This window comes from Phaeospirillum tilakii, from assembly GCF_042683125.1.
In the GTDB taxonomy this organism is placed as follows: Bacteria; Pseudomonadota; Alphaproteobacteria; order Rhodospirillales; family Magnetospirillaceae; genus Phaeospirillum; species Phaeospirillum tilakii.
The window spans coordinates 1-20368 of record NZ_JBHUIY010000031.1 but is presented as its reverse complement, the minus strand read 5'-3'; the positions used below and the strand labels follow the sequence as shown (position 1 = coordinate 20368).

Here is a 20368-nt window from a genome sequence, read left to right as displayed (position 1 = left end):
ACAGCCCCGATGAACATGCAACGAATTGTTTTGATTGGCGCCTTGGTGGTTCCCGGACAGGCCGCGCTGGCGGCGTCCGACGTTTCCAACAGCGGCAGCCAGTCGAACACGGTCACCGCCACGGTCGCCGCCTCGGTCGCGGCGACCCAGACCGCGACGATCATCAGCGGCGCGGCCACCGGCGGGATCACCTTCGGCGGGGTTGGCGGCAGCGGCGGCTTCGGTGGCGGCGTCGGCAGCGGCGGGTTCGGCAGCGGCGGCAGCGGTGGGTTCGGCGGCGGCGGCGCGGGCGGCAGCGGCGGCTTCGGCGGCGGCGGCACCGGCGGCAGCGGCGGCTTCGGCACCGGCGGTGGCGGCACCGGGGGGACCGGCGGCAGTGGCGGCAGCGGCGGCTTCGCCCCCGGCGGGGAAGGCGGCCAGGGGGGTGGTCAGGGCGGCGGCCAGGGCGGCGGCTCCTCGCGTGGCCCCAGCGGCAGCTTCAATACCCGGGCGATGGGCGTGGCCGGCGGCGCCGAGCCGTCGGATACCGGGCTGTGGGGCCAGGTGCTGTGGGCCCATGTCGACAAGACCGAGCAGTTCCTCGAAATGAAGGGGCAGGTCGGCAACGGCCTGCTCGGCATCGACCATCGCTTCGGCGACCGCTATCTGGTCGGTCTCGCCGCCGGCTACGAGGCGGTCGATATCGACACCCAGTTCAACAACGGCACCTACAAGGCCGGCGGCATCACCGTCGCCCCCTATGTCGCGGTCAACCTGACCCCGACCTGGGTGCTCGACGCCTCGGTGGCCTACACCTGGCTCGATTACGACACCTCGCGCAACTGGGGCGCGGCCACCGCCAGCTTCTCCGGCTACCGGGTGATGGGCAGCGGCAACCTGACCGGCGGCTACGCGGTCGGCAACTGGCGGTTCCAGCCCCGCCTGTCGCTGCTCTACACTTCGGAGCATCAGGACGGCCACCGCGAAAGCGACGGGTCCGAGGTCGGCAACATCTCGGTCCGCCTCGGCCGCTTCAGCGGCGGCAGCAAGGTCGGCTACGACCTCGGCGACGGCGTGCTGCCCTACGTCAAGCTGATCGGCGAATGGGACTTCCTCCGCCCCGGCGCGGTGTTGAAGACCTCCACCCTGATGTCCAGCGTCGATGACGGCGGCGCGGTCGGCGGCCTCGGCGTCGAGGTCAATCGCGGCGGCATCACCGGCAGCCTCGAGGTCGACAACAATTCGATGTTCCGCCAGGACCTCGACGTCTGGGCGGTGATCGCCCGCCTGCGGTGGGATATGTGACCTCGGCCGTCTCGGCCGCGACCACGGGGAAGGGACGCCGCGCGGCGTCCCTTCTCGTTGTGGCGATGCTGTTGCTGCTCGCCGGCTGCGCCACCGCGCGCGAGGATTCGCTGGCGGCGGCGGCCCGGCGCGGCTGGCAGCCCGAGCAGGTTGCCGCCGGCCCGTTCACCCTGTTCGCCCTGGCCCCGGCCCACTGGCGGCCCGGCGCGCCGCTGACGGTCTACATCGAGGGCGACGGCTACGCCTGGGTCAACCGCTACCGGCTGTCGGACGATCCCACCCCGCGCCGGGCGGTGGCGCTTGATCTCGCCCTGGCCGATCCGGCGCCCAATCTGGTCTATCTCGCCCGACCCTGCCAATATGTCGCCGGGGCGGCCCGGCGCGGCTGCGACCCGGCCTATTGGAGCGAGGCCCGCTACGCTCCCGAGGTGATCGAGGCCACCCTGGCGGCGATCGAGCAGTTCCAGCGGCGGTCGGGGGCGGCCGAGGTGCGGCTGGTCGGCTATTCCGGCGGCGGCACCGTCGCCCTGCTGGCGGCGGCGCGGCGGCCCGGCATCGCCCGGGTGATCACCGTGGCCGGGGTGCTCGACGTCGCGGCCTGGGTCCGCGCGCAGGAGGTGACCCCGTTGACGTTCTCGCTTGATCCGGCCGATTTCGTTGCCGCGCTGGCCGGGGTGCCCCAGGTACATTTCGCCGGCGCCGAGGATGAGGTGGTGCCGCGCGCGGTGGCCCAGTCCTATCTCGCCCGTTTCCCCGCCGACCGCCGTCCCGCCCTGGTGATGGTGCCGGGCCAGGGGCATCATCGCGGCTGGGAGCGCCACTGGTCGGCGCTGCTTTCGGGGGTGGAGGCGGCGCGGTGAGCCGCGCCGCGCTCGGGCTCGGTCTGCTGGCGCTGGGGCTCGGGCTGGCGCTGCCGCTGGCCTCGCTGCCGCCCTTCGCCCTCGGCCAGTGGGACAAGGCCGAGCCGCTGGTGATCGGCTTCCATGGCGTCGGCGCGCTGGCGGCGCTGGCGGTGGCGCTGGCGCTGGCGGCGGAGCCGGTGCGCGGCCTGCGCCGGGTGGCCCATCCCTACGTCGCCGCGCCGCTGGCGCTCGGGCTGTGGTCGGCGGCGGTGGCGCCGCTGACCCCGCTGCCGCTGCTCAGCCTGTTCGGCGCGCCGCAATCGGGGTTCGGCGCGCTGTGGTTCCTCGACGCCGCCGCGCTGATCGCCTGCGCCCGGCTGGTGGCGCGCCATCGCCGCTCCTGGCGCGGGCTGACCCTGCTGGCGCTGGGGCTGGGGCTGGCCGTCGCCGCGCTCAAGGCCTGGGACTGGTGGGGGCTGGCGCATGGCGACGGCGGCCATCTGCTGATCTTCGTCGCCGCCTATTACGGCTGGCTCGGGCTGGCGCTGCCGCTGCTGGCCCGGCGCCATCCGGGCGAATCCCACCGGCTCGAACTGGCGCTGCTGGCGGTGGCGCTGGCGCTGGCGCTGGTGTCGCGCAGCATCGCCGCGCTGGCGCTGCTGCTGGCCGGGGCGATCACGGTGGTGCTGGTGCGCTCCCGCCCCGGGCTGGCGGCGGTGCTGACCCCGCGTCTCGGCGCCGCGCTGGTGGCGATCGCCGCCCTGCTGCCCTGGTCGCTGCTGCATCTGCTGCCGGCGGTGACGCGGGTCGAATCGCTGCGCGACCGCCTGCTGGTCAGCCGGGTGATGCAGGCGGCGCTGCGGGCCGATCCGGCGCCGCTGCTCGGCCATGGCTGGGGGCGGACCCAGGACGCCCTGCGCGGCTGGCTCACCGTCGCCGGCGAGCGGCTGTGGGATCCGGGCTGGATCTTCCTCAAGAGCGATTATTTCCACAGCCACGATTGGGCGATGGAGGCGGTCTACGCCGCCGGCCTGCCCGGGCTGCTGCTGACCCTGGCCGGGTTCCTGGCGATTCCGCTGTTCGCCCGGCCGTCGCGCCGGGTCGAGGCCACCGCGTTCGGCTGCGCGCTGGCGGCGCTGTCCGGGCTGTGGTTCCCGCTGTGCCTGTCGGTGCCGCTGCTGGCGCTGGCGCTGGCGGCGCTGGCCGACGACACGGCGTGGCTGGGACGGGGGGCGGGGCCGTGGCCGGGCCGGGGGATCGCGCTGGCGGCGCTCGGGCTGGCCCTGGCGCTGGGTGCTGCGGCGGTGCAATTGTGGCAGCAGGGCCGGGCGCTCGATGCGGTGCGGGCGGGGTGGCAGGCCCAGCCCCCGCTGGCGCTGGCGCCGCCGGCCGATTTCCGCGGTTCCGATCTCGCCGCGGCCGAGGCGATCCGCGACGCGCTGGCCCGCTTCGCCCGCCGCGCCCGCACCGAGCCGACCCCGCCGCTGGCGGCGGCGGTGGGGGCGATGCTGGCCGAGATCGACCGCCGCGCCGCCACCACCCTGACCGTGCCGCTGCTGGAAACCGGCCTGACCGCGCTGGCCCAGATCCAGGTCACCGGCGAACTCGGCTTCGCCGCCGCGCCGGGGCAGGCGGCGATGGGGCGGCGCTGGCTCGACCGGCTGCTGGTGCTGGCGCCGGGGCGGGGCGACCTCGCCATTCCCACCTTCAGCCTGCTGCTGGCGGTCGGGCGGGGCGACGCGGTGCTGGCGCTGGCCGACCGCCTGCTGGCGGCCGATCCGGGCGATCCGGTCGGGCTGCATTTTCGCGGGCTGGCGCTGCTGCTGCGCCAGGATCCGGCCAGCGCGGCCGAGGGCTTCCGTCTGCTGCGCGCCGCGCTCGATCGCGGCATCGAGCGCTTCCTGCCGATCGATCCGGCGGTGAAAAAGCGGCTCGGACAACCCTAGCTGGAAATGCTATCGTAAGGACACGGATCCGCTGTCAAGGAGAAAGCCCGTGTTGAAGCCGCAAGTTTTCCTGGCCGGGTGCTGCGCGCTGCTGCTGCCGGCGCTGGCCTCGGCCCAGACTCCGGTCGGGGCGGTGGTGGCGCCGGTGGTGTCGTCGGAAATGAGCCGCAGCATCGGCACCGCTCCCGCGGATGCCGCCGCCAAGGCGGCCGCGCCGTCGCCGGCCAAGCCGGGCGAGGCCGCCCCATCGGCGCCGGTCCCGCCGGAGCCCGCGCCGGTGCCGCCGCCCGCCACCTCCCGCTGAGGGCGGCCGCCGGCCCCGCCCTTCAGTCGCCGCCGCGTCCGGCGCGCGGCCGGGGGGCGGCCTGGACGTCGAGGGCGATCGCCTGCAACAGCAACTGGAAGCCGAGGATGGTCGGCATCGCCGCCAGCATCACCGTGCCGGCCGAGCGCGTCACCCCGGTTTCGATCGAGCGCAGCCATTGCTCGGCGCCGAGCCCGACCCCGAACAGCAGCAGCGGCAGCCCGACCAGCAGATAGACCGCCACCAGGGTGAAGTCGGCGACGAAGTGGCGGATCAGCAGCCGGCGCAGGAAGCCCTTCAGCAGCAGCGGCGGGAACTCGACCAGCACCCGGGCGATCGACAGCGACGACACCTCGTCGCCATAACGGGCCGGGATCGCCACGTCCTCGACGGCGCGGCCGGCGATGCCCAGTTCGATCAGCATGTCGCTTTCGAAGAAATAGCGCGGCGCCAGCCGCTCCAGCTCCAGCTCGGCCAGGGCGCGGCGGTGGATCGCGGTGTAGCCGTTGGTCGGGTCCATCACCCCCCATTGCCCCGAGGCGGCCTTGACCAGGAACGACAGCGCCGAATTGCCGATCAGCCGGGCCACCGGCATCGCCTTGAGGGCGTGGAGGTGGCGGAAGCGGTTGCCCTTGGCGTAATCGGCGCGGTCCTCGACCAGCGGCGCGATCAGGCGGGGGATCTCGGCCGGGTCCATCTGGCCGTCGCCGTCGATCTTGAGGGTGATGTCGCAGCCCAGTTCGAGGGCGCGGCGGTAGCCGGTGACCATCGCCCCGCCGACGCCGCGATTGACCGGATGGCGCAGCACCTCGATGCGGGGATCGCCGACGGCGCGGGCGGCGGCGATGTCGCCCGAGCCCTGGGGACAGCAATCATCGACCACCAGGATATGGTCGATCGTGGGTGGCAGGGTGGCCAACACCGCTTCGAGATGGCGGGCGACCTTGTAGCTGGGGATGATCACGGCGACGCGCATGGCGGGGGCAGTATAGCGGCGGCGTTCGGGCCATGCTAAGTGTTTGCGCATGACCCGGATCGGCTTCTACCACCTGACCCGCTGGCCGCTCGATCAGGCCTTGCCGCGGCTGCTGGAAAAGGCGCTGGCCGCCGGTCAGCGCGTGGTGGTGCTGGCTGGCTCGGCCGAGCGGGTCGAGGCGCTCAACGACCGGCTGTGGACCTATCAGGCGGATTCGTGGCTGCCCCATGGCAGCGAGCGCGACGGCGCGGCCGAGCAGCAGCCGGTCTGGCTGACCGCGCGCGAGGAAAATCCCAACGGCGCCACCATCCTGGTCGCCTGCGACGGCGTCGAGCCGGAGCGGGTCGAGGCCTATGACCGCTGTCTCGATCTGTTCGACGGCACCGACCCCGAGGCGGTGGCGGCGGCGCGGCGGCGCTGGAAGCGGTGGAAGGATGAGGGGCACGCGCTGAGCTATTATCAGCAGAGCGAGCAGGGGGGGTGGGTCGAGAAGGCCAGTACCTGATCGCTGACGCGGGCCAAGGGGCGCGCCCCTTGGCGATCCCGCGAAGGGCCACCGGCCCTTCACCCGGTCATGGATGGTCGTGGCGGTGGTGCGCGTCGGGGAAATGCGGGTGGCGGTGGGTCATCGCCGCGTGGCGGTGCCAGTGGATATGGGGGGTGTCCGGCACCGGGGCGTCGTGGTCGTGGCGGTGGTGGTCGTCGTGGACGTGGGCGTGGCGGTGGGCGATCGGCTCGTGGCGGTGCTCGTGGTCGTGGCGCTCGGTCAGGTGCAGCCAGACACCAAACGCCATCAGCAAGCCGGCCAGGGCCAGCGGCAGGGTCAGCGGCTCGCCCAGCGCCAGCACCGCCAGGGCGGCGCCGACGAACGGGGCGGTCGAGAAATAGGCGCCGGTACGGGCGGTGCCCAGTTCGCGCAGGGCGACGACGAAGGCGACCAGACTGAGGCCGTAGGCGACGAAACCGAGGCCGCCGGCCAGCAATGCCGTCGTCGGCGCCGGCAGCGGCGCGCCGAGGCCGAGCGCCAATCCGACATTGGTGAGCCCGGCCGCCAGCCCCTTCAGGGCGGCGATCCGGACCGGATCGGCCAGCGCCACCTTGCGGGTCAGGTTGTTGTCGATCGCCCAGCACAGACAGGCGGCGAGGATCAGCCCGGCCCCGGCCGAGGCCTCGACCTGTCCGCCCGGCCAGGACAGCAGCACCGCCCCGGCGACGATGGCGGCCATTCCCAGCACCACCCGGCGGCCGGCATTCTCGCGGAAGACCCCCCAGGCGATCAGGGCGGTCAACACCCCTTCGGCATTCAGCAGCAAGGCTGAACTGGCCGCCCCGGCCGCGTGCAGCCCATACATCATCAGCACCGGCCCGGCGACACCGCCGGCCAGGATCGCCCCGGCCAGCCAGCCCCGGTCGCCCCGGGCGATGTCGCCCCGCTCCCGCCGCCCGATCGCCGCGACCGCCCCCAACCCGAGCCCCGACCCCAGATAGAGCATCCCCGCCAACAACCAGGGATCGACCTCCCCGACCATCAGCTTGGCGAGGGGCGTGCCGATGCCGAACAACAGGGCGGCGGCAAGGGCGGCGAGGATCCCGGGCTGCTGGCTCATCTCTCCCGACCATCGAAGGGTTCCAAGGGCCTTGCGGCCCTTGGCGGGTGCGGGCAGCGCCCGCGCGTTTTTTATATTTTGATCACCTCGGCGGTGACATCGGCCAGGGCGCGGGCGAACCGGGTCAGCATCTCGGCGATTTCATCCTCGCTGATCACCAGCGGCGGGGCGAAGGCGACGGCATCACCCATCGCGCGCAGGATCAGGCCGTGCTGCTGGGCGCGGGCGACCAGGGCGGCGCCGACGCCACGGGCGGGATCGAACGCGGCCTTGGTGGCCTTGTCGGCGACCAGTTCAACCGCGCCGATCAGGCCCACGCCGCGCACCTCGCCGACCAGCGGATGGTTGGCGAAGCCGCGCAGCCCGTCCTGGAGACGCGGCCCGACCCGGCCGACATGGGCGAGGATGTCGCGCTCGGCGTAGATCTTGAGGGTCTCGACCGCCACCGCCGCCGACACCGGATGGCCGCCATAGGTGAAGCCATGCCCGAGCGTGCCGATCCGCCCGGCCTCGGCGACGATCGGCGCGACCATCTTTTCCGACAGCAGCACCGCCGAGATCGGCAGATAGCCCGAGGACAGCCCCTTGGCGACGGTGATGATGTCGGGGCGCAGCCCGAAGGTCTCGGTGCCGAACATCTTCCCGGTACGGCCGAAGCCGCAGATCACCTCGTCGGCGACCAGCAGCACGTCGTATTTGTCGAGCACCGCCTGGATCTTGGCGAAATAGCCGGCCGGCGGCACGATCACCCCGCCGGCGCCCATCACCGGCTCGGCGAAGAAGGCGGCGACAGTGTCCGGCCCCTCGGCCAGGATCAGCGCCTCCAGCTCGGCGGCGAGGCGGGTGGAAAAATCCTCCTCGCTCTCGCCCGGGCGGGCGTTGCGGTAATGATGCGGACAGGCGGCGCGCAGCACGGCGGGGTCGGGCAGGTCGAACGAGCGGTGGTTGACCGCCAGCCCGGTCAGCGACGAGGTGGCGAGGGTGACGCCGTGATAGGCGCGGTCGCGGGCGATCACCTTCTTCTTCTGCGGCTGGCCCAGCGCGTTGGCGCGGTAGCGGATCAGCTTGAGGGCGGTGTCGTTGGCTTCGGAGCCCGAGCCGGTCAGGAACACCTTGCTCATCGGCACCGGAGCCAGCGCCAGCAGCCGCTCGCACAGCTCGATCGCCGGGTCGTGGGCCTTGTGGCCGAACAGGTGATAGAACGGCAGCCGCCGCATCTGCTCGCTGGCGGCGGCGACCAGCCGTTCCTCGCCCCAGCCCAGCGCGGTACACCACAGCCCGGCCAGACCCTCGATGTAATCCTTGCCGCTGTCGTCAAACACCCGCACCCCCTCGCCACGGCTGATCACCAGCGGCCCGGTCTCCTGGTGGCGGATCGGGTTGGTGTAGGGATGCAGCACGGCGTCGCGGTCGCGCTCGGACAGGGTACGGTTGTGGGACAGGGAGGACATCATCGCTCCATCGTCAGGACAGAAGGACCGACCATAGGCCGGATTGGGGCGATTCGATGGCGGGCGGGCGTCATTTTCCGCTGACCAGCCATCCGACCGCCAGAGGGGTGAGCAGGGCGGTGACCAGACCGGCCAGACCGATGGCGAGGCCGGAGAAGGCTCCCTGGGTCTCGCCTTCCTGCAAGGCGCGGGTGGTGCCGAAGGCGTGGGCGGCGGTGCCGAGCGCCAGCCCGCGCGCCGCCGGGGCGCGAATGCGGGCAAGGTCGAGGATCCAGCCGCCGGCCATCGCCCCGAACACCCCGGTCAGCACCACCAGCACCGCGGTCAGCGCCGGATGGCCGCCGATATGCTCGGACACCGCCATCGCGATCGGGGTGGTGACCGATTTGGGGGCGAGGCTCAACTGGGTCAGCCGGCTGGCGCCAAGCCCGCGCGCGATCAGCACCGCGCTGGCCATCGCCACCGCCGAGCCGGCCAGGATCCCGGCCAGCACCGCCGGCCAGGCGCGCAGCAGCGCCGGCAATTGGCGGTAAAGCGGCACCGCCAGCGCCACCGTCGCCGGTCCGAGCAGCAGATAGACCATCCGCGCCCCGGTGAAATAGGTGTCGTAGGAGATCCCGGCGAGCAGCAGCAGGCCGATGATCACCAGCATGGTCAGCAGCACCGGATTGAGCACCGGATGGCGGCCGGTGCGCTCGTACAGCGCCATCGCCGCCTGATAGACCAGCAGGGTCAGGCCGAGGCCGAAGATCGGCGAGCCGACCAGGGCGGCCCAGGCGGCGGCGGGATCGAAACTCATGACGGCGGATCCTTGCGGCCACGGCGGTCGAGCGCCTGCATCACCCAGCCGGTGACCAGCATCGTCACCACCGTGCTGGCCAGCACGGCGACGGCGATCGGGATGGCCTCGGCCGCCAGGGCATCGGTCTGGGTCATCACCCCCACCGCGACCGGAACGAACAGCAGGCCGAGATTGGACAGGATGCCCCGGGTGACCCGATCGAGCGGCTTGTCGACCCGGCCCCGGACCAGCAGCACCAGGAACAGCAGCAGCATTCCCAGCACCGGCCCGGGCAGCGGCCAATCGAACAGATGGACGATCGCCTCGCCCGCCAGTTGGCAGACCAGGATCAGGGTGATGGAACCGAGCATCGTTCCGCCTTCGTCGGAGGAGGGAAGGGGGGGGCGGATCGGCGGATTCTCCCTCGCCGGTTCCCGGGGGTCAAGCGGCTTGATCCGCCGGGGCGGTTGCGGCGCCGGCGCCCCCCGCGCCCGCTTTTTGACAAAAACGCTCACGGGGTTTGGCCGTTGCCGACATCGACCCTGCCGCCATCCCGCTTTACCCTGCCGCCGGTTGCAACGGAAGGGCGTGATGATGCGGATCGAGGGAAACACGTTCATCGTCGCCGGCGGCGGCTCGGGCCTGGGCGCGGCGGTGGCGCGGCGGCTGGTGGCCGAGGGCGGCCGGGTGGTGATCGCCGACATTGCCGCTTCCGGCGCGGCGCTGGCCGAAACACTCGGCCCCCGGGCCTGTTTCCACCGGACCGACGTCACCGATGAGGCCGCCGCCGCCGGGGCGGTGGCGCTGGCCGGCGCCCAGCCCGGGCCGCTGCGCGGGCTGATCAACTGCGCCGGCATCTGCCCGGCCGAGAAGGTGGTCGGCCGTGACGGGCCGCACCGGCTCGACAGTTTCGCCCGGGTGGTCGGGATCAACCTGATCGGCAGCTTCAACATGATGCGCCTCGCCGCCGCCGCCATCGCCGAACAGCCGGCGGAAGCGGATGGCGAGCGCGGGGTGATCGTCAACACCGCCTCGATCGCCGCCAGCGACGGCCAGATCGGCCAGACCGCCTATGCCGCCTCGAAGGCCGGGGTGATCGGCCTGACCCTGCCGGCGGCGCGCGAGCTGGCCCGCTTCGGCATCCGGGTGATGAGCGTCGCCCCCGGCATCTTCGCCACCCCGATGGTCGAGGCGATGCCCGAGGCGGTCCAGCAATCGCTCGCCGCCCAGCCGCCGTTCCCGCGCCGCCTCGGCCAGCCGGACGAATTCGCCGAGCTGTGCCACGCCATCATCGTCAATCCGATGCTCAACGGCACCACCATCCGCCTCGACGGCGCGGTGCGGATGGGCGGGACGTAACAAGAGGCGGGCTCCGCCCGCACCCGCCAAGGGCCGCGAGGCCCCTGGATCCCCTCGATGGGAGGGGCAACGCCCACCGAAGCAGGTCCAGGAGCCGCCGGCTCCTGGCGGGTGCGGGCAGAGCCCGCGAAAAAAACAACAGGGAGGCATGGCATGGGTGACTCTGATCCGGTGGTGATCGTCGGCGCGGCGCGGACCGCCTTGGGCGGGTTTCAGGGCGACCTCGCCCCGCTGGCGGCCCCGGCGCTGGGGGCGGCGGCGATCGGCGCCGCGCTGGCCCGCTCCGGGCTGGCGGCCGAGGCGGTGGACGAGGTGCTGATGGGCTGCGTGCTGCCGGCCGGGCAGGGGCAGGCCCCGGCGCGGCAGGCGGCGCTGGCGGCCGGGCTGCCGGCCGCCGCCGGCTGCACCACCCTCAACAAGATGTGCGGCTCGGGGATGAAGACGGTGATGCTGGCCCATGACCTGATCCGGGTCGGCAGCGCCGCGCGGGTGGTGGCCGGCGGGTTCGAGAGCATGAGCAACGCCCCCTATCTGCTCGACAAGGCGCGCGGCGGGCTGCGGATGGGGCATGGGCGGGTGCTCGACCACATGTTCCTCGACGGGCTGGAGGACGCCTACGAGCCGGGCCGGCTGATGGGGACCTACGCCGAGGATTGCGCCGCCGCCGAGGGGATCGGCCGCGAGGCCCAGGACGAATGGGCGGTGACCTCGCTGACCCGGGCCCAGACGGCGATCGCCGCCGGCGCCTTCGCCGCCGAGATCGTCCCGCTGACGGTCAAGGCCGGCAGGAGCGAGCGGGTGGTCGCCACCGACGAGCAGCCGGGCAAGGCCAACCTCGACAAGATCCGGACCCTGCGCCCGGCCTTCCGCGAGGGCGGCACCGTCACCGCCGCCAATGCCAGCTCGATTTCCGACGGGGCGGCGGCCTTGGTGCTGATGCGGCGCAGCGCGGCAGAAAAGCAGGGGCTGGCCCCGCTGGCGGTGATCCACGGCCACGCCACCCACGCCGACCGGCCGGCCCTGTTCCCGCTGGCGCCGATCGGGGCGGTGCGGACCCTGCTCGACCGGGTCGGCTGGCGGGCGGCCGAGGTCGATCTGTTCGAGATCAACGAGGCGTTCGCGGTGGTGACGCTGGCGGCGATCCGCGCCCTCGGCCTCGCCCCTGACCGGGTCAACATCCATGGCGGCGCCTGCGCGCTGGGCCATCCGCTCGGCGCCTCGGGGGCGCGGATCATCGTCACCCTGCTGGCGGCCTTGCAACGCCATGGGCTCAAGCGCGGCGTCGCCGCCTTGTGCATCGGCGGCGGCGAGGCCACCGCCCTGGCGGTGGAGCTGGTGGCGTGAGCGGGCCCGATCAGGCCGGGGCCGAGCTGATCGGGCCGGAAGAGGCGCTGATCCGCGACACCGCCCGCGCCTTCGCCCGCGACCGGCTGGCCCCCACCGCCGCCGAACGCGACCGGGCCGGCAGCATCCCGCGCGCCCTGCTGGCCGAGATGGGCGATCTCGGCTTCCTCGGCATGATGCTGCCGGAGGAATGGGGCGGGGCGGGGGCCAGCACGCTGGCCTACGTGCTGGCGATCGAGGAGATCGCCGCCGGCGACGGCGCGGTCTCGACGGTGATGAGCGTCCATAATTCGGTCGCCTGCCGGCCGATCCTCGCCTATGGCGACGCGGCGCAGCGGCGCCGCTTCCTGCCGGAAATGGCGGCGGGGCGTCTGCTCGGCGGCTTCGCTTTGACCGAGCCGGGGGCGGGCTCCGATGCCGCCGCGATCCGCACCCGGGCGGTGCGCGACGGCGACCATTACGTTCTGTCCGGCACCAAGCAGTTCGTCACCTCGGGCCGCTCCGCCGACCTGCTGATCGCCTTCGCGGTGACCGATCCCGCCGCCGGCAAGAAGGGCATTTCCGCCTTCATCGTCCCCACCGACAGCCCCGGCTATCAGGTGGCGCGGGTCGAGGACAAGATGGGCCAGCATGCCTCCGATACCTGTCAGGTCCAGTTCGACGATTTGCGCCTGCCGGCGGATCTGCGGCTGGGGGCCGAGGGCGAGGGCTACAGGATCGCCCTGGCCAATCTCGAAGGCGGCCGGATCGGCATCGCCGCCCAGGCGGTGGGGATGGCGCGGGCGGCGCTCCAGGTCGCCTGCGCCTATGCCGCCGAGCGGGAGAGTTTCGGCCGGCCGGTGATCGAGCATCAGGCGGTCGGCTTCCGCCTCGCCGACGCCGCCACCCGGCTGGTGGCGGCGCGGCTGATGGTCCATCACGCCGCCCGGCTGCGCGATGCCGGGCTGCCCTGCCTGACCGAGGCGTCGATGGCCAAGCTGTTCGCCTCGGAAACCGCCGAGGCGGTCTGTTCGGCGGCGATGCAGGCGATGGGCGGCTATGGCTATCTCGCCGATTTCCCGGTCGAGCGGATCTGCCGCGACGTCCGCGTCACCCAGATCTACGAGGGCGCCAGCGAGATCCAGCGGATGCTGATCGCCCGGAGTCTGCGGCCATGAGCGGGCCCCTGACCGGCCTCCGGGTGATCGAGTTCGCCGGACTCGGCCCGGCCCCGTTCTGCGCGATGCTGCTGGCCGATTGCGGCGCCGAGGTGGTGCGGATCGACCGGCCGGGGGCCGAGGACCCGCTCGGCCAGCGCCGCGACCCGCTGACCCGGGGCCGGCGTTCGCTGGCGCTCGACCTCAAGCGGCCGGAGGCGGTGGCGGCGGCGCTGCGGCTGATCGACGGCGCCGATGCCCTGATCGAGGGCTTCCGCCCCGGGGTGATGGAGCGGCTCGGGCTCGGCCCGGATCTCTGCCTCGCCCGCAATCCCCGGCTGGTCTATGGACGGATGACCGGTTGGGGCCAGACCGGGCCGCTGGCCGAGCGCGCCGGCCACGACATCACCTACACCGCCCTGTCGGGGGCGCTGCATGCGATCGGCCCGGCCGGGGCGCCGGTGGTGCCGCTCAATCTGGTCGCCGATCTCGGCGGCGGCGGGATGGTGCTGGCGTTCGGGCTGGTCGCGGCGCTGTGGGAGGCGTCCCGTTCCGGCCGGGGGCAGGTGATCGACGCGGCGATGACCGACGGCGCCGCCCTGATGATGGCGATGGTCTATGGCCTCAAGGGCAACGGCCTGTGGAGCGGGGCGCGGACCGACAATCTGATCGATGGCGGCTATCCGTTCTACGGCACCTATCGCTGCGCCGACGGCAAATGGCTGGCGATCGGCCCGCTGGAGGAACGGTTCCTCCGCCTGTTCCTCGATCGCATCGGCCTCGACGATCCGGCGCTGGCGCCGCCCATCGCCAAGGCCGACTGGCCGGCGGCGCGGGACCGCCTCGCCGCCTGGCTGGCGACCCGGCCGCGCGGCGAATGGCTGGAACGGGTCGAGGGCAGCGATGCCTGCGTCGCCCCGGTGCTCGACCTCGACGAGGCGCCGTTGCACCCCCACAATCGCGCCCGGGGCAGTTTCGTCGAACAGGACGGGATGGTGATGCCGGCGCCGGCGCCGCGCTTCAGCCGCACTCCGGCCCGCGCCGGGGCCCCGCCGGGGGATCCCGGTGGCGACGGAAGCGCGGTGCTGGCCGAGGCCGGTTTCAGCGCTGCCGAGATCGAGCGGCTGCTCGGCGCGGCTTCAGCTTGATGCCGCCCGGCCAATGACCTGACCCGCTGGGTCAGGTCAGGCCGAGACGGGTGACGCTCAAGCGCCGCGCGGGCTGGCCGGCCGCCGAACGGATCCGTTCAAAGGGCGGCCGGTATGAGCCGGGCGGACGCCCAAACCTCCCCTTTTCGACCAAAAGAGAGGCCGGGGCCTCGCTCCGGCCGGACGGGATCAGGCCTGGTCGTCGCTGACGGCGGCCAGCGCCTTGGCCAGTTCATAGACCCGCTTGCGCACCTGCGGATCGGTGATGCTGTAATAGGCGCGCACCAGCTCCAGGGTCTCGCGCTTGGTCATCGGGTCGGTCTCGAACGGCGCCGGTTCCTCGGACAGGCCGCTCGACCCCTTGATCACGTTGACCGGGCTCAGATTCTGCACCGCGTCGGACATGTCGTCGAAGAAATACGACACCGGCACGTCGAGCACCCGGGCCAGATCGAACAGACGGGAGGCGCCGATGCGGTTGGCGCCGCGCTCGTACTTCTGGACCTGCTGGAAGGTCAGGCCGATCGCCTCGCCCAGCTTTTCCTGGCTCATCCCCAGCAACGTGCGGCGCAGCCGCATGCGGGCGCCGACATGCACGTCCACCGGGTTCGGGGCCCCGCTCTCCAGACGACCCCGCGTCGACACGTTTTTCTTCAGCAAAACAAATCCCCTGAACGATTCTAAGATCCGGGTTGCATTTTAGGCCGGGGGGGAGGCGGCGCAACTGTTTTTTGTATGCAAATGCATGCCTGGGTATGCAATCAACCGGCTAGGGGAGGGCGGGGACGCTGACGCCAGGGGGGAGCCGTACCCGCCAACACGGGATCGCCGGACGGCCGGGGTCGCGGGCGGGGGGACGGTCAGCGATCGCGATACCAGGAGGAGGAGAGGAACATCGTCGCCATCAGGTCGTAGAGGTCGCGCACCGCCGGCTCGCGCAGGCTGTCCTCGTGCGACACCAGCCACAGCGAGGCGCCGAGCGACGGGCAGGCGGTCAGGTCGACCGGCACCAGATTGGGCTCGTACAGGGTCGAATAATCGGGCAGCAGCGAGATGCCCTCGCCGGCCAGCAGCGGCTGTTGCAGCCGGGGCGTGGTCGGCGCGACCGGGACCAGGGCGCCGCGCTCGCGCCGGCGGGCGATCAGGCCGTTCCAGTCGTCGAGCCCGCGCAGCAGGCGGTAGAAGCCGATGTCGAGCAGGGGATGTTCGATCAATTGCTCGAAATCCCCGGGCGGCGGCTGGCGGTTGAGATAATCGCGCGCCGCCACCGGGATGAAGCGCATCGTCCCCACCCGGCGCACCCGCATCGCCCCCTTGACCCGGGGCAGGTCGCCGGGCGAGGTCGCCAGCACGGCGATGTCGGCCTGATCGGCGGCGGTGGTGAAGGTCAGGTCGGGCAGCGGGGAGCGGATCAGGGCGCGGTCGAGCGGCAGTTCGGCCTTGGCGTGGCCGAGCAGGGCCGAGATCAGGGTGTAGGTCAGCAGCCCCTCGCTGGCCGCCACCGTCACCCGCGAGGCCGGCAGGGTCGACAGGCCGCGCAGCGCGGTCTCGAACTGGGAGGCCGCCGCCTCCATCTGCCGGGCGCGCTCAAGCAGGGCCTGCCCGGCCGGGGTCGGCGACGCTCCCGAACGGCGCCGGTTGAACAGCGGCCGGCCGATGGCCGCCTCCAGCGCCGAGACCCGCCGGCTGACCGTGCTCTGGTCGATGCCGAGCAGCGCCCCGGCGCGGGCAAAACTGCCGCATTCGGCGCAGGCGATCAGCAGGCGCGCGTCATTCCAGTCATGCAGGCGAAAGGAGGACATCCGGTCCCGGCCGTCAGCAACGCGGTATCGACATTTCACGGCATACCATGTCGGCGCGGACCGCCGCAAGATGGCGGCCATTGGATTTCTTGCATGGAGACGCAATCATGAGCGCCCTGCCCCTAAAGGATGTATCTGCTCCCCACAACCGGTCGATCGAGATCCGCCTCGTCCGCACCCCGGACGAGCACGCGATGGCGATGGCGATCCGGGCCGCGGTGTTTCTGGCCGAAGAGGACAACATCACCTATTTCGATGAATTCAACGGAAACGATTATGTTTCGACCCACCTGCTCGCCTTCGTCGATGGCGACCCGGCCGGGGTGATCCGCCTGCGCTGGTTCGCCGATTTCGCCCTGCTGGAGCGGGTCGGCATCCGCCGCCGCTACCGCTCCTATCAGGTGCTGGCGGCGCTGGCCCGCGCCGCGCTGGAGCTGGCCCGGCAGAAGGGCTATCGCCAGGTCGCCGGCCGGGCCCGGCTGGAGACGGTCAATTTCTGGAAGCGGTTCGGCGGCCGTCCCTCGGGCGAGGCGGTCGAGATGTATCGCGGCACCCTGGTGCCGATCATCCATGACCTGCCCCGGCGCCCCGATCTCGGCGCGGTCGAAGGCGGCGCGTTCGGCGATCCCGATTTCGAGGCCCTGATCGTCCAGCCCGAGGGCAAGTGGGACTTCAGCAAGGTCCGCGCCGCCGCCGCCCACCTCACCGCGGCGGAATAGGCGGCGATGGGCTGGGACGCCGCGGTCGGGCTGGTCGCCGACATCAATCTCAGGATCGAATTGCGCCGGCTGGCCGATCAGGCGTCGCGGATGGACAATGGGCCGCTGGCGGCGATTCTCGAGGTGGCGATCAGCAGCCTCGATGCCCGGATCGCCGACCCGGCCAGCTACGGTGCCGGCGGCGACCCGCCGCCGGCCAGTCCGCCGCCCGGGCTGATCTGCCGCAACATCCGTCTCGACGGCCGCCGCACCAGCGTCAAGCTCGAGCCGGAATTCTGGCAGGCGCTGGAACGGCTGGCGGCGCGCACCGGCGGCTCGATCGACGATCTGTGCCGCACCGCCCGGCGGCGCCATCCGGTCGGCGGGCTGGCCTCGGCGATCCGGGTGTTCCTGCTCGCCAGCGCGGTCGAGGCGGCGGTGCCGCCGGAAGAGGGCGAGCGATGATTTTCCCGCGTTGCCCTGCCGGCCACGGATGGGTCACCATTCCGGCATGAATGTGCCGCGCCCCGATCGTCTGATCCGAGCCCTGCCGAGCGTCTGGCGCCGACGGCTGCCGCTGGCCGGCGTCCTGACGCTGGCGCTGGCGCTGGGCGGGCTGGGCGGCGTGGTGCTGGAACTCGATGCGGCCGGGCGGGCGGCGCTGTGGCAGGAACGCACCCGCACCGCCGCCCTGTCCGAGCTGTCGCTGCGCGCCGGCCGGGTCGAGGCCGAGATCCATCAATATCTGGTGGTGCCCGACGAGGATCTGCTGAAGCAGACCACCCGCGCCGGCGAGGATCTGCTGGTGGCGATCAGCGACGTCGCCGGCAGCGAGGCGGCGCCCGACGAGGAGGTGGCGGCGATGCAGGCCGCCGCCCGCCGCTTCCTCGCCGCGTTTCAGGCGGTGAGGCGGGTCGATGCCGACATCGCCGGGCTGCTGGAAAGCCGGATCGGCCCGGTGCTGGACGAGATGTCCGGCCGCTATGCCCTGCTGGAGGCGGCGATGCCGGGCGGGGCCAGTCTGGCCGAGGCGGTCGGCCCGTCGCATCAGGCCTTCGTCGCCGCCCTGACCGCGATCGACGCGCTGGCCCGCGACGGCCGGCCCGGGCGCGCCGAGGCCGCCCGCGAGCGGCTGGCCCGGCTGGTCGCCTCGTTCGCGCCGCTGGCCCCCCGGCTGAACCGCGAGGTCGAGCGCGACGGGCTGGCCACCCTGCGCGCCCGGGCCGCCGAGCTGGCGGCGGGGGTCGAGGCGCTGGCCGCCGATCAGGCCGAGCGGCGCCGCCTGCTGGCGCAGGAACTGGGGCCGGGGCAGGCGGCGCTGGCCCAGGCGGCCGACCGGCTGATCGAGCGCGGCCGCGCCCGCGAGGCGGCGCTGTCCGCGCGGATCGGCGACCGGCTGGCGCTGGTGCTGGCGGTGGGCGGGGCCGGGCTGGTGCTGCTGCTCGGGCTGGGCGGCTGGCTGGTGCGCGGGCTCGATTCCGCCGTTCGCCGTCCGCTGGTCGGGCTGCGGGCGCGGATCGAGGCGGGGCTGGCCGGCGAGGGCGACGGCCCGATCGCGCTCGACGGTGACGACGAGGTGGCGGCGCTGGCCCGCGCCCTGGAGGCGGTCCGCCGCCAGGGGATCGAACAGCGCCGCGTCGCCGACCAGCGGGCCGAGGAGGCCAGCCGCGTCGCCGCGGCCAGCCGCCACCTGCTGGAGGAGGTGCTGGCCCGGGTCGAGGCGGCGGCGGCCGAGGGGCAGGGGCTGCCCGACGGGCTGGTGCCCGACAGCGTCGAGGCCGGCATCGCCCGCAGCTTCGAACGCCTGCTGGCCCGTGCCCGCGCCGAGATCGCGACCCGCGACGCCGACCTTGCCGCCTTGACCGCCGAGCGGGCGGCGGCCGAGGCGGCGGCGCGCGACCGCTCGGCGCTGCTGCTGGCCCTGATCCTCGCCCTGCGCGGGCCGTTGCAGCGGGGCGAGCCGGCCTGGCCGCTGCTGGAGCGGATCGAGGCCGCGCTCGATTGCTGCCGGCTCGACCGGGGCGAGGCGGTGATCGATCGGGTCGCCGCCGAGCCCGAGGCGGTGATCGTCTCGGCGCTGGCGGTGGCGCGGGCCGGGGCGGGGGCCGATCCGGCCCGGCTGACCGCCTGGGCCGATCCCGGCCTGCCGCGCCGCTGCCTGCTCGATCCGGCCCGGCTGTCGCGGCTGGTCTGCCTGCTGATCGACCATGCCGCCGCCGGCGGGGGCCGGGTGCGGCTGGCGGCGGAACGGCTGGGGCCGGACGAGGCGCCGCTGCTGCGGCTGTGGGTGGTGGGGGAGGGCCGGCCGCCGGCCACGGCCGAGGCCGGCCCCGATCTGGCGATCGAGGTCGCCCGCCAGCTCGCCTGCCGTCTTGGCGGCCGGTTCGAGGCCAGCGCCGATCCCGCCGCCACCGGCGGGGTCGGCTGCCTGTCCTGGTGCCTGCTGCCGCTGTGGCCGCTGCCGCCGGCCGCGCCCGATCCGGGGGCCGCTGCCCCGGCCGAGGCCGGCCGGCTGATGGGGGCGCGGGTGCTGGTGGTCGCCGCCGATGCCGACGAGCGCCGGCTGGTGGCCCAGGTGGCGGAGCAGGCCGGGGCGGCGGTGGTGCGGGTGCCGGGCGGGCGCGAGGCGATCGCGGCGGTGGCCAAGGCCAATCTCAGCCGGGCGCCGTTCGATCTCGCCATCGCCGCCGCCGCCGTGCTGGCGCCCGACCAGCTGGCCGCGCTCGGGCCGGCGCCGCTGCTGCTGATCGACGACGAGGCGACGCCGCCGCCGCGACGGGCGGTGTTGCAGGCCGGGGACGGCTGGGTCGGGGCGCTCGGCCGTCCGCTGGCCCCGTCCCAGCTGCTGGCGGCGATGGCGCGGGCCGTCGCGGTGTCGCCTCCGGCGACCGACTGAACCGCCTTATGTACGAAGGATTGCGGCCGGTCGCGCTATGGTGCCGAAAAGTGTTTTCCGCCGTAACAACTTGGCAAGACTTGACGTTTGCGGCTGCGGCGATGATCCCCTATATCTAAAGACTGGATCGGAGTGACGGGTGGTGGCGGTGGGCCGATCGGGTCGCCGCGCGCTCCAGGGGCGGGATCGGCATGACGCATTCTCTATCGGCGCCGTCGCAGACAGTTTCCGAACATCGAGCCGCGGTGCGTTTCATCAACCAGACCCTCAAGGGTCCGGCGGCGGCGGCGCTGATCGATCTCGATCCGGCGCTGGCCGCGATCGGCCAGGAGCGGTTCTACGACACGGTGATGGACGATTCGTCGCTGCTGGAAGGCTGCCTGCGGGTCTTCCGCCAGAATCCGCAGCGTTTCCGCGACCTGCTGGTCGATGGCCAGGGCCGTCCGGTCAATGACGAGCGGGTGCCGCTGCGCTGCGGCCGCTCGTTGCAGGACATCGTCGCGATGATCGTCCGCACCCACGCCAAGCGCCATTTCCGCAGCGCGCTGGGCGGCGATCCCGATGATCCGACCAGCCGGGCGGGCGGGCTCTATCAGGCGATCTCGGCCTATCTGCTGCATGAATGGCAGGTGCCGCTGGTGCCGCATTACGCCCCGCTGCCGGTGGCGCTGCTGCGCGATCTCGGCCCCGGCCTGCTCGATCTGCGCGACGCCGCCGCCCTCCAGGCCCTGCTCGCCACCGGGGCGGGGGCGCCGCCGCCGGCCGCGCCCGCGCCCGCGCCGGCGGCGCGGGCC

General features: G+C 73.1%; 19 protein-coding genes and 1 pseudogene. 13 read left to right on the top strand and 7 right to left on the bottom strand.

Going from position 1 to position 20368, the window contains the following annotated elements; all coding sequences use genetic code 11:
* The first annotated feature begins 9 nt into the window (after nt 1-9).
* From ACFSNB_RS14055 to ACFSNB_RS14040, 4 genes are all read left to right on the top strand, one after another.
* The gene (locus ACFSNB_RS14055) at nt 10-1284 is read left to right on the top strand and encodes an autotransporter outer membrane beta-barrel domain-containing protein (protein ID WP_377317635.1); all 1275 of its coding nucleotides are present in this window, start codon (nt 10-12) and stop codon (nt 1282-1284) included.
* Between the two features lie 65 nt (nt 1285-1349).
* Nucleotides 1350-2144 carry an alpha/beta fold hydrolase gene (locus ACFSNB_RS14050; protein WP_377317634.1) on the top strand — a complete coding sequence of 265 codons (795 nt, stop codon included), beginning with the start codon at nt 1350-1352 and terminating at the stop codon, nt 2142-2144.
* On the top strand, nt 2141-4072 hold the full coding sequence (locus ACFSNB_RS14045) for a hypothetical protein (protein ID WP_377317632.1): 1932 nt from the start codon (nt 2141-2143) through the stop codon (nt 4070-4072). The genes ACFSNB_RS14050 and ACFSNB_RS14045 overlap by 4 nt, the downstream gene beginning before the upstream one ends.
* 52 nt (nt 4073-4124) lie before the next feature.
* Nucleotides 4125-4376 carry a hypothetical protein gene (locus ACFSNB_RS14040; RefSeq protein WP_377317630.1) on the top strand — a complete coding sequence of 84 codons (252 nt, stop codon included), beginning with the start codon at nt 4125-4127 and terminating at the stop codon, nt 4374-4376.
* 22 nt (nt 4377-4398) lie between these two features.
* Here the strand turns inward: ACFSNB_RS14040 and ACFSNB_RS14035 are convergent, their stop codons facing one another.
* On the bottom strand, nt 4399-5352 hold the full coding sequence (locus ACFSNB_RS14035) for a glycosyltransferase family 2 protein (RefSeq protein ID WP_377317628.1): 954 nt from the start codon (nt 5350-5352) through the stop codon (nt 4399-4401).
* A 49-nt stretch (nt 5353-5401) separates the two neighbouring features.
* Between ACFSNB_RS14035 and ACFSNB_RS14030 the strand changes: the two genes are divergently transcribed.
* The gene (locus ACFSNB_RS14030; protein WP_377317626.1) at nt 5402-5857 is read left to right on the top strand and encodes a DNA polymerase III subunit chi; all 456 of its coding nucleotides are present in this window, start codon (nt 5402-5404) and stop codon (nt 5855-5857) included.
* A 67-nt stretch (nt 5858-5924) separates the two neighbouring features.
* On the opposite strand, the gene ACFSNB_RS14025 is transcribed toward ACFSNB_RS14030, so the two are convergent.
* From ACFSNB_RS14025 to ACFSNB_RS14010, 4 genes are all read right to left on the bottom strand, one after another.
* The gene (locus ACFSNB_RS14025; RefSeq protein WP_377317624.1) at nt 5925-6959 is read right to left on the bottom strand and encodes a DMT family transporter; all 1035 of its coding nucleotides are present in this window, start codon (nt 6957-6959) and stop codon (nt 5925-5927) included.
* 71 nt (nt 6960-7030) lie between these two features.
* Complete coding sequence (locus tag ACFSNB_RS14020; protein ID WP_377317622.1) at nt 7031-8410, bottom strand: aspartate aminotransferase family protein; 1380 nt, start codon at nt 8408-8410, stop codon at nt 7031-7033.
* A 70-nt stretch (nt 8411-8480) separates the two neighbouring features.
* Complete coding sequence (locus ACFSNB_RS14015) at nt 8481-9209, bottom strand: LrgB family protein (RefSeq protein ID WP_377317620.1); 729 nt, start codon at nt 9207-9209, stop codon at nt 8481-8483.
* Nucleotides 9206-9562 carry a CidA/LrgA family protein gene (locus tag ACFSNB_RS14010; protein ID WP_377317618.1) on the bottom strand — a complete coding sequence of 119 codons (357 nt, stop codon included), beginning with the start codon at nt 9560-9562 and terminating at the stop codon, nt 9206-9208. Before ACFSNB_RS14010 ends, ACFSNB_RS14015 begins: the two co-directional genes overlap by 4 nt.
* Nucleotides 9563-9785: 223 nt before the next feature.
* On the opposite strand from ACFSNB_RS14010, the gene ACFSNB_RS14005 reads away from it, so the two are divergent.
* The 4 genes from ACFSNB_RS14005 (at nt 9786) to ACFSNB_RS13990 (ending at nt 14178) form a co-directional block, all read left to right on the top strand.
* Nucleotides 9786-10550, top strand: coding sequence for an SDR family NAD(P)-dependent oxidoreductase (locus ACFSNB_RS14005; protein WP_377317671.1), 765 nt, complete (start codon nt 9786-9788; stop codon nt 10548-10550).
* 153 nt (nt 10551-10703) lie between these two features.
* On the top strand, nt 10704-11894 hold the full coding sequence (locus tag ACFSNB_RS14000) for an acetyl-CoA C-acyltransferase (RefSeq protein WP_377317616.1): 1191 nt from the start codon (nt 10704-10706) through the stop codon (nt 11892-11894).
* Entirely contained in the window at nt 11891-13051 is a 1161-nt protein-coding gene (locus tag ACFSNB_RS13995) for an acyl-CoA dehydrogenase family protein (protein WP_377317614.1), read from the top strand. The genes ACFSNB_RS14000 and ACFSNB_RS13995 overlap by 4 nt, the downstream gene beginning before the upstream one ends.
* Nucleotides 13048-14178, top strand: a complete 1131-nt coding sequence (locus ACFSNB_RS13990) for a CaiB/BaiF CoA transferase family protein (RefSeq protein WP_377317612.1) — start codon at nt 13048-13050, stop codon at nt 14176-14178. The genes ACFSNB_RS13995 and ACFSNB_RS13990 overlap by 4 nt, the downstream gene beginning before the upstream one ends.
* Nucleotides 14179-14367: 189 nt before the next feature.
* Here the strand turns inward: ACFSNB_RS13990 and ACFSNB_RS13985 are convergent, their stop codons facing one another.
* On the bottom strand, nt 14368-14838 hold the full coding sequence (locus ACFSNB_RS13985; protein WP_377317610.1) for a helix-turn-helix domain-containing protein: 471 nt from the start codon (nt 14836-14838) through the stop codon (nt 14368-14370).
* A 200-nt stretch (nt 14839-15038) separates the two neighbouring features.
* Nucleotides 15039-15980 carry a LysR family transcriptional regulator gene (locus tag ACFSNB_RS13980; protein ID WP_377317608.1) on the bottom strand — a complete coding sequence of 314 codons (942 nt, stop codon included), beginning with the start codon at nt 15978-15980 and terminating at the stop codon, nt 15039-15041.
* Nucleotides 15981-16087: 107 nt separating this feature from the next.
* On the opposite strand from ACFSNB_RS13980, the gene ACFSNB_RS13975 reads away from it, so the two are divergent.
* From ACFSNB_RS13975 to ACFSNB_RS13960, 4 genes and pseudogenes are all read left to right on the top strand, one after another.
* A complete protein-coding gene (locus tag ACFSNB_RS13975) occupies nt 16088-16699 on the top strand; it encodes a GNAT family N-acetyltransferase (RefSeq protein WP_377317606.1) in 612 nt (203 codons plus the stop codon).
* Between the two features lie 6 nt (nt 16700-16705).
* Nucleotides 16706-17143: a ribbon-helix-helix domain-containing protein gene (locus ACFSNB_RS13970; protein WP_377317604.1), complete on the top strand. Its 438-nt coding sequence runs from the start codon at nt 16706-16708 to the stop codon at nt 17141-17143.
* Between the two features lie 46 nt (nt 17144-17189).
* Nucleotides 17190-19574, top strand: coding sequence for a hypothetical protein (locus tag ACFSNB_RS13965; RefSeq protein WP_377317602.1), 2385 nt, complete (start codon nt 17190-17192; stop codon nt 19572-19574).
* Between the two features lie 245 nt (nt 19575-19819).
* Nucleotides 19820-20368: pseudogene (locus ACFSNB_RS13960) on the top strand (hypothetical protein); the annotation flags it as partial.

Coding starts and splice junctions, on each gene's coding strand:
- ACFSNB_RS14055 (WP_377317635.1), top strand. CDS start 10: ATGAACATGCAACGAATTGTTTTGATTGGCGCCTTGGTGGTTCCCGGA.
- ACFSNB_RS14050 (WP_377317634.1), top strand. CDS start 1,350: ATGCTGTTGCTGCTCGCCGGCTGCGCCACCGCGCGCGAGGATTCGCTG.
- ACFSNB_RS14035 (WP_377317628.1), bottom strand. CDS start 5,352: ATGCGCGTCGCCGTGATCATCCCCAGCTACAAGGTCGCCCGCCATCTC.
- ACFSNB_RS14030 (WP_377317626.1), top strand. CDS start 5,402: ATGACCCGGATCGGCTTCTACCACCTGACCCGCTGGCCGCTCGATCAG.
- ACFSNB_RS14025 (WP_377317624.1), bottom strand. CDS start 6,959: ATGAGCCAGCAGCCCGGGATCCTCGCCGCCCTTGCCGCCGCCCTGTTG.
- ACFSNB_RS14020 (WP_377317622.1), bottom strand. CDS start 8,410: ATGTCCTCCCTGTCCCACAACCGTACCCTGTCCGAGCGCGACCGCGAC.
- ACFSNB_RS14015 (WP_377317620.1), bottom strand. CDS start 9,209: ATGAGTTTCGATCCCGCCGCCGCCTGGGCCGCCCTGGTCGGCTCGCCG.
- ACFSNB_RS14010 (WP_377317618.1), bottom strand. CDS start 9,562: ATGCTCGGTTCCATCACCCTGATCCTGGTCTGCCAACTGGCGGGCGAG.
- ACFSNB_RS14005 (WP_377317671.1), top strand. CDS start 9,786: ATGCGGATCGAGGGAAACACGTTCATCGTCGCCGGCGGCGGCTCGGGC.
- ACFSNB_RS14000 (WP_377317616.1), top strand. CDS start 10,704: ATGGGTGACTCTGATCCGGTGGTGATCGTCGGCGCGGCGCGGACCGCC.
- ACFSNB_RS13990 (WP_377317612.1), top strand. CDS start 13,048: ATGAGCGGGCCCCTGACCGGCCTCCGGGTGATCGAGTTCGCCGGACTC.
- ACFSNB_RS13980 (WP_377317608.1), bottom strand. CDS start 15,980: ATGTCCTCCTTTCGCCTGCATGACTGGAATGACGCGCGCCTGCTGATC.
- ACFSNB_RS13975 (WP_377317606.1), top strand. CDS start 16,088: ATGAGCGCCCTGCCCCTAAAGGATGTATCTGCTCCCCACAACCGGTCG.
- ACFSNB_RS13970 (WP_377317604.1), top strand. CDS start 16,706: ATGGGCTGGGACGCCGCGGTCGGGCTGGTCGCCGACATCAATCTCAGG.
- ACFSNB_RS13965 (WP_377317602.1), top strand. CDS start 17,190: ATGAATGTGCCGCGCCCCGATCGTCTGATCCGAGCCCTGCCGAGCGTC.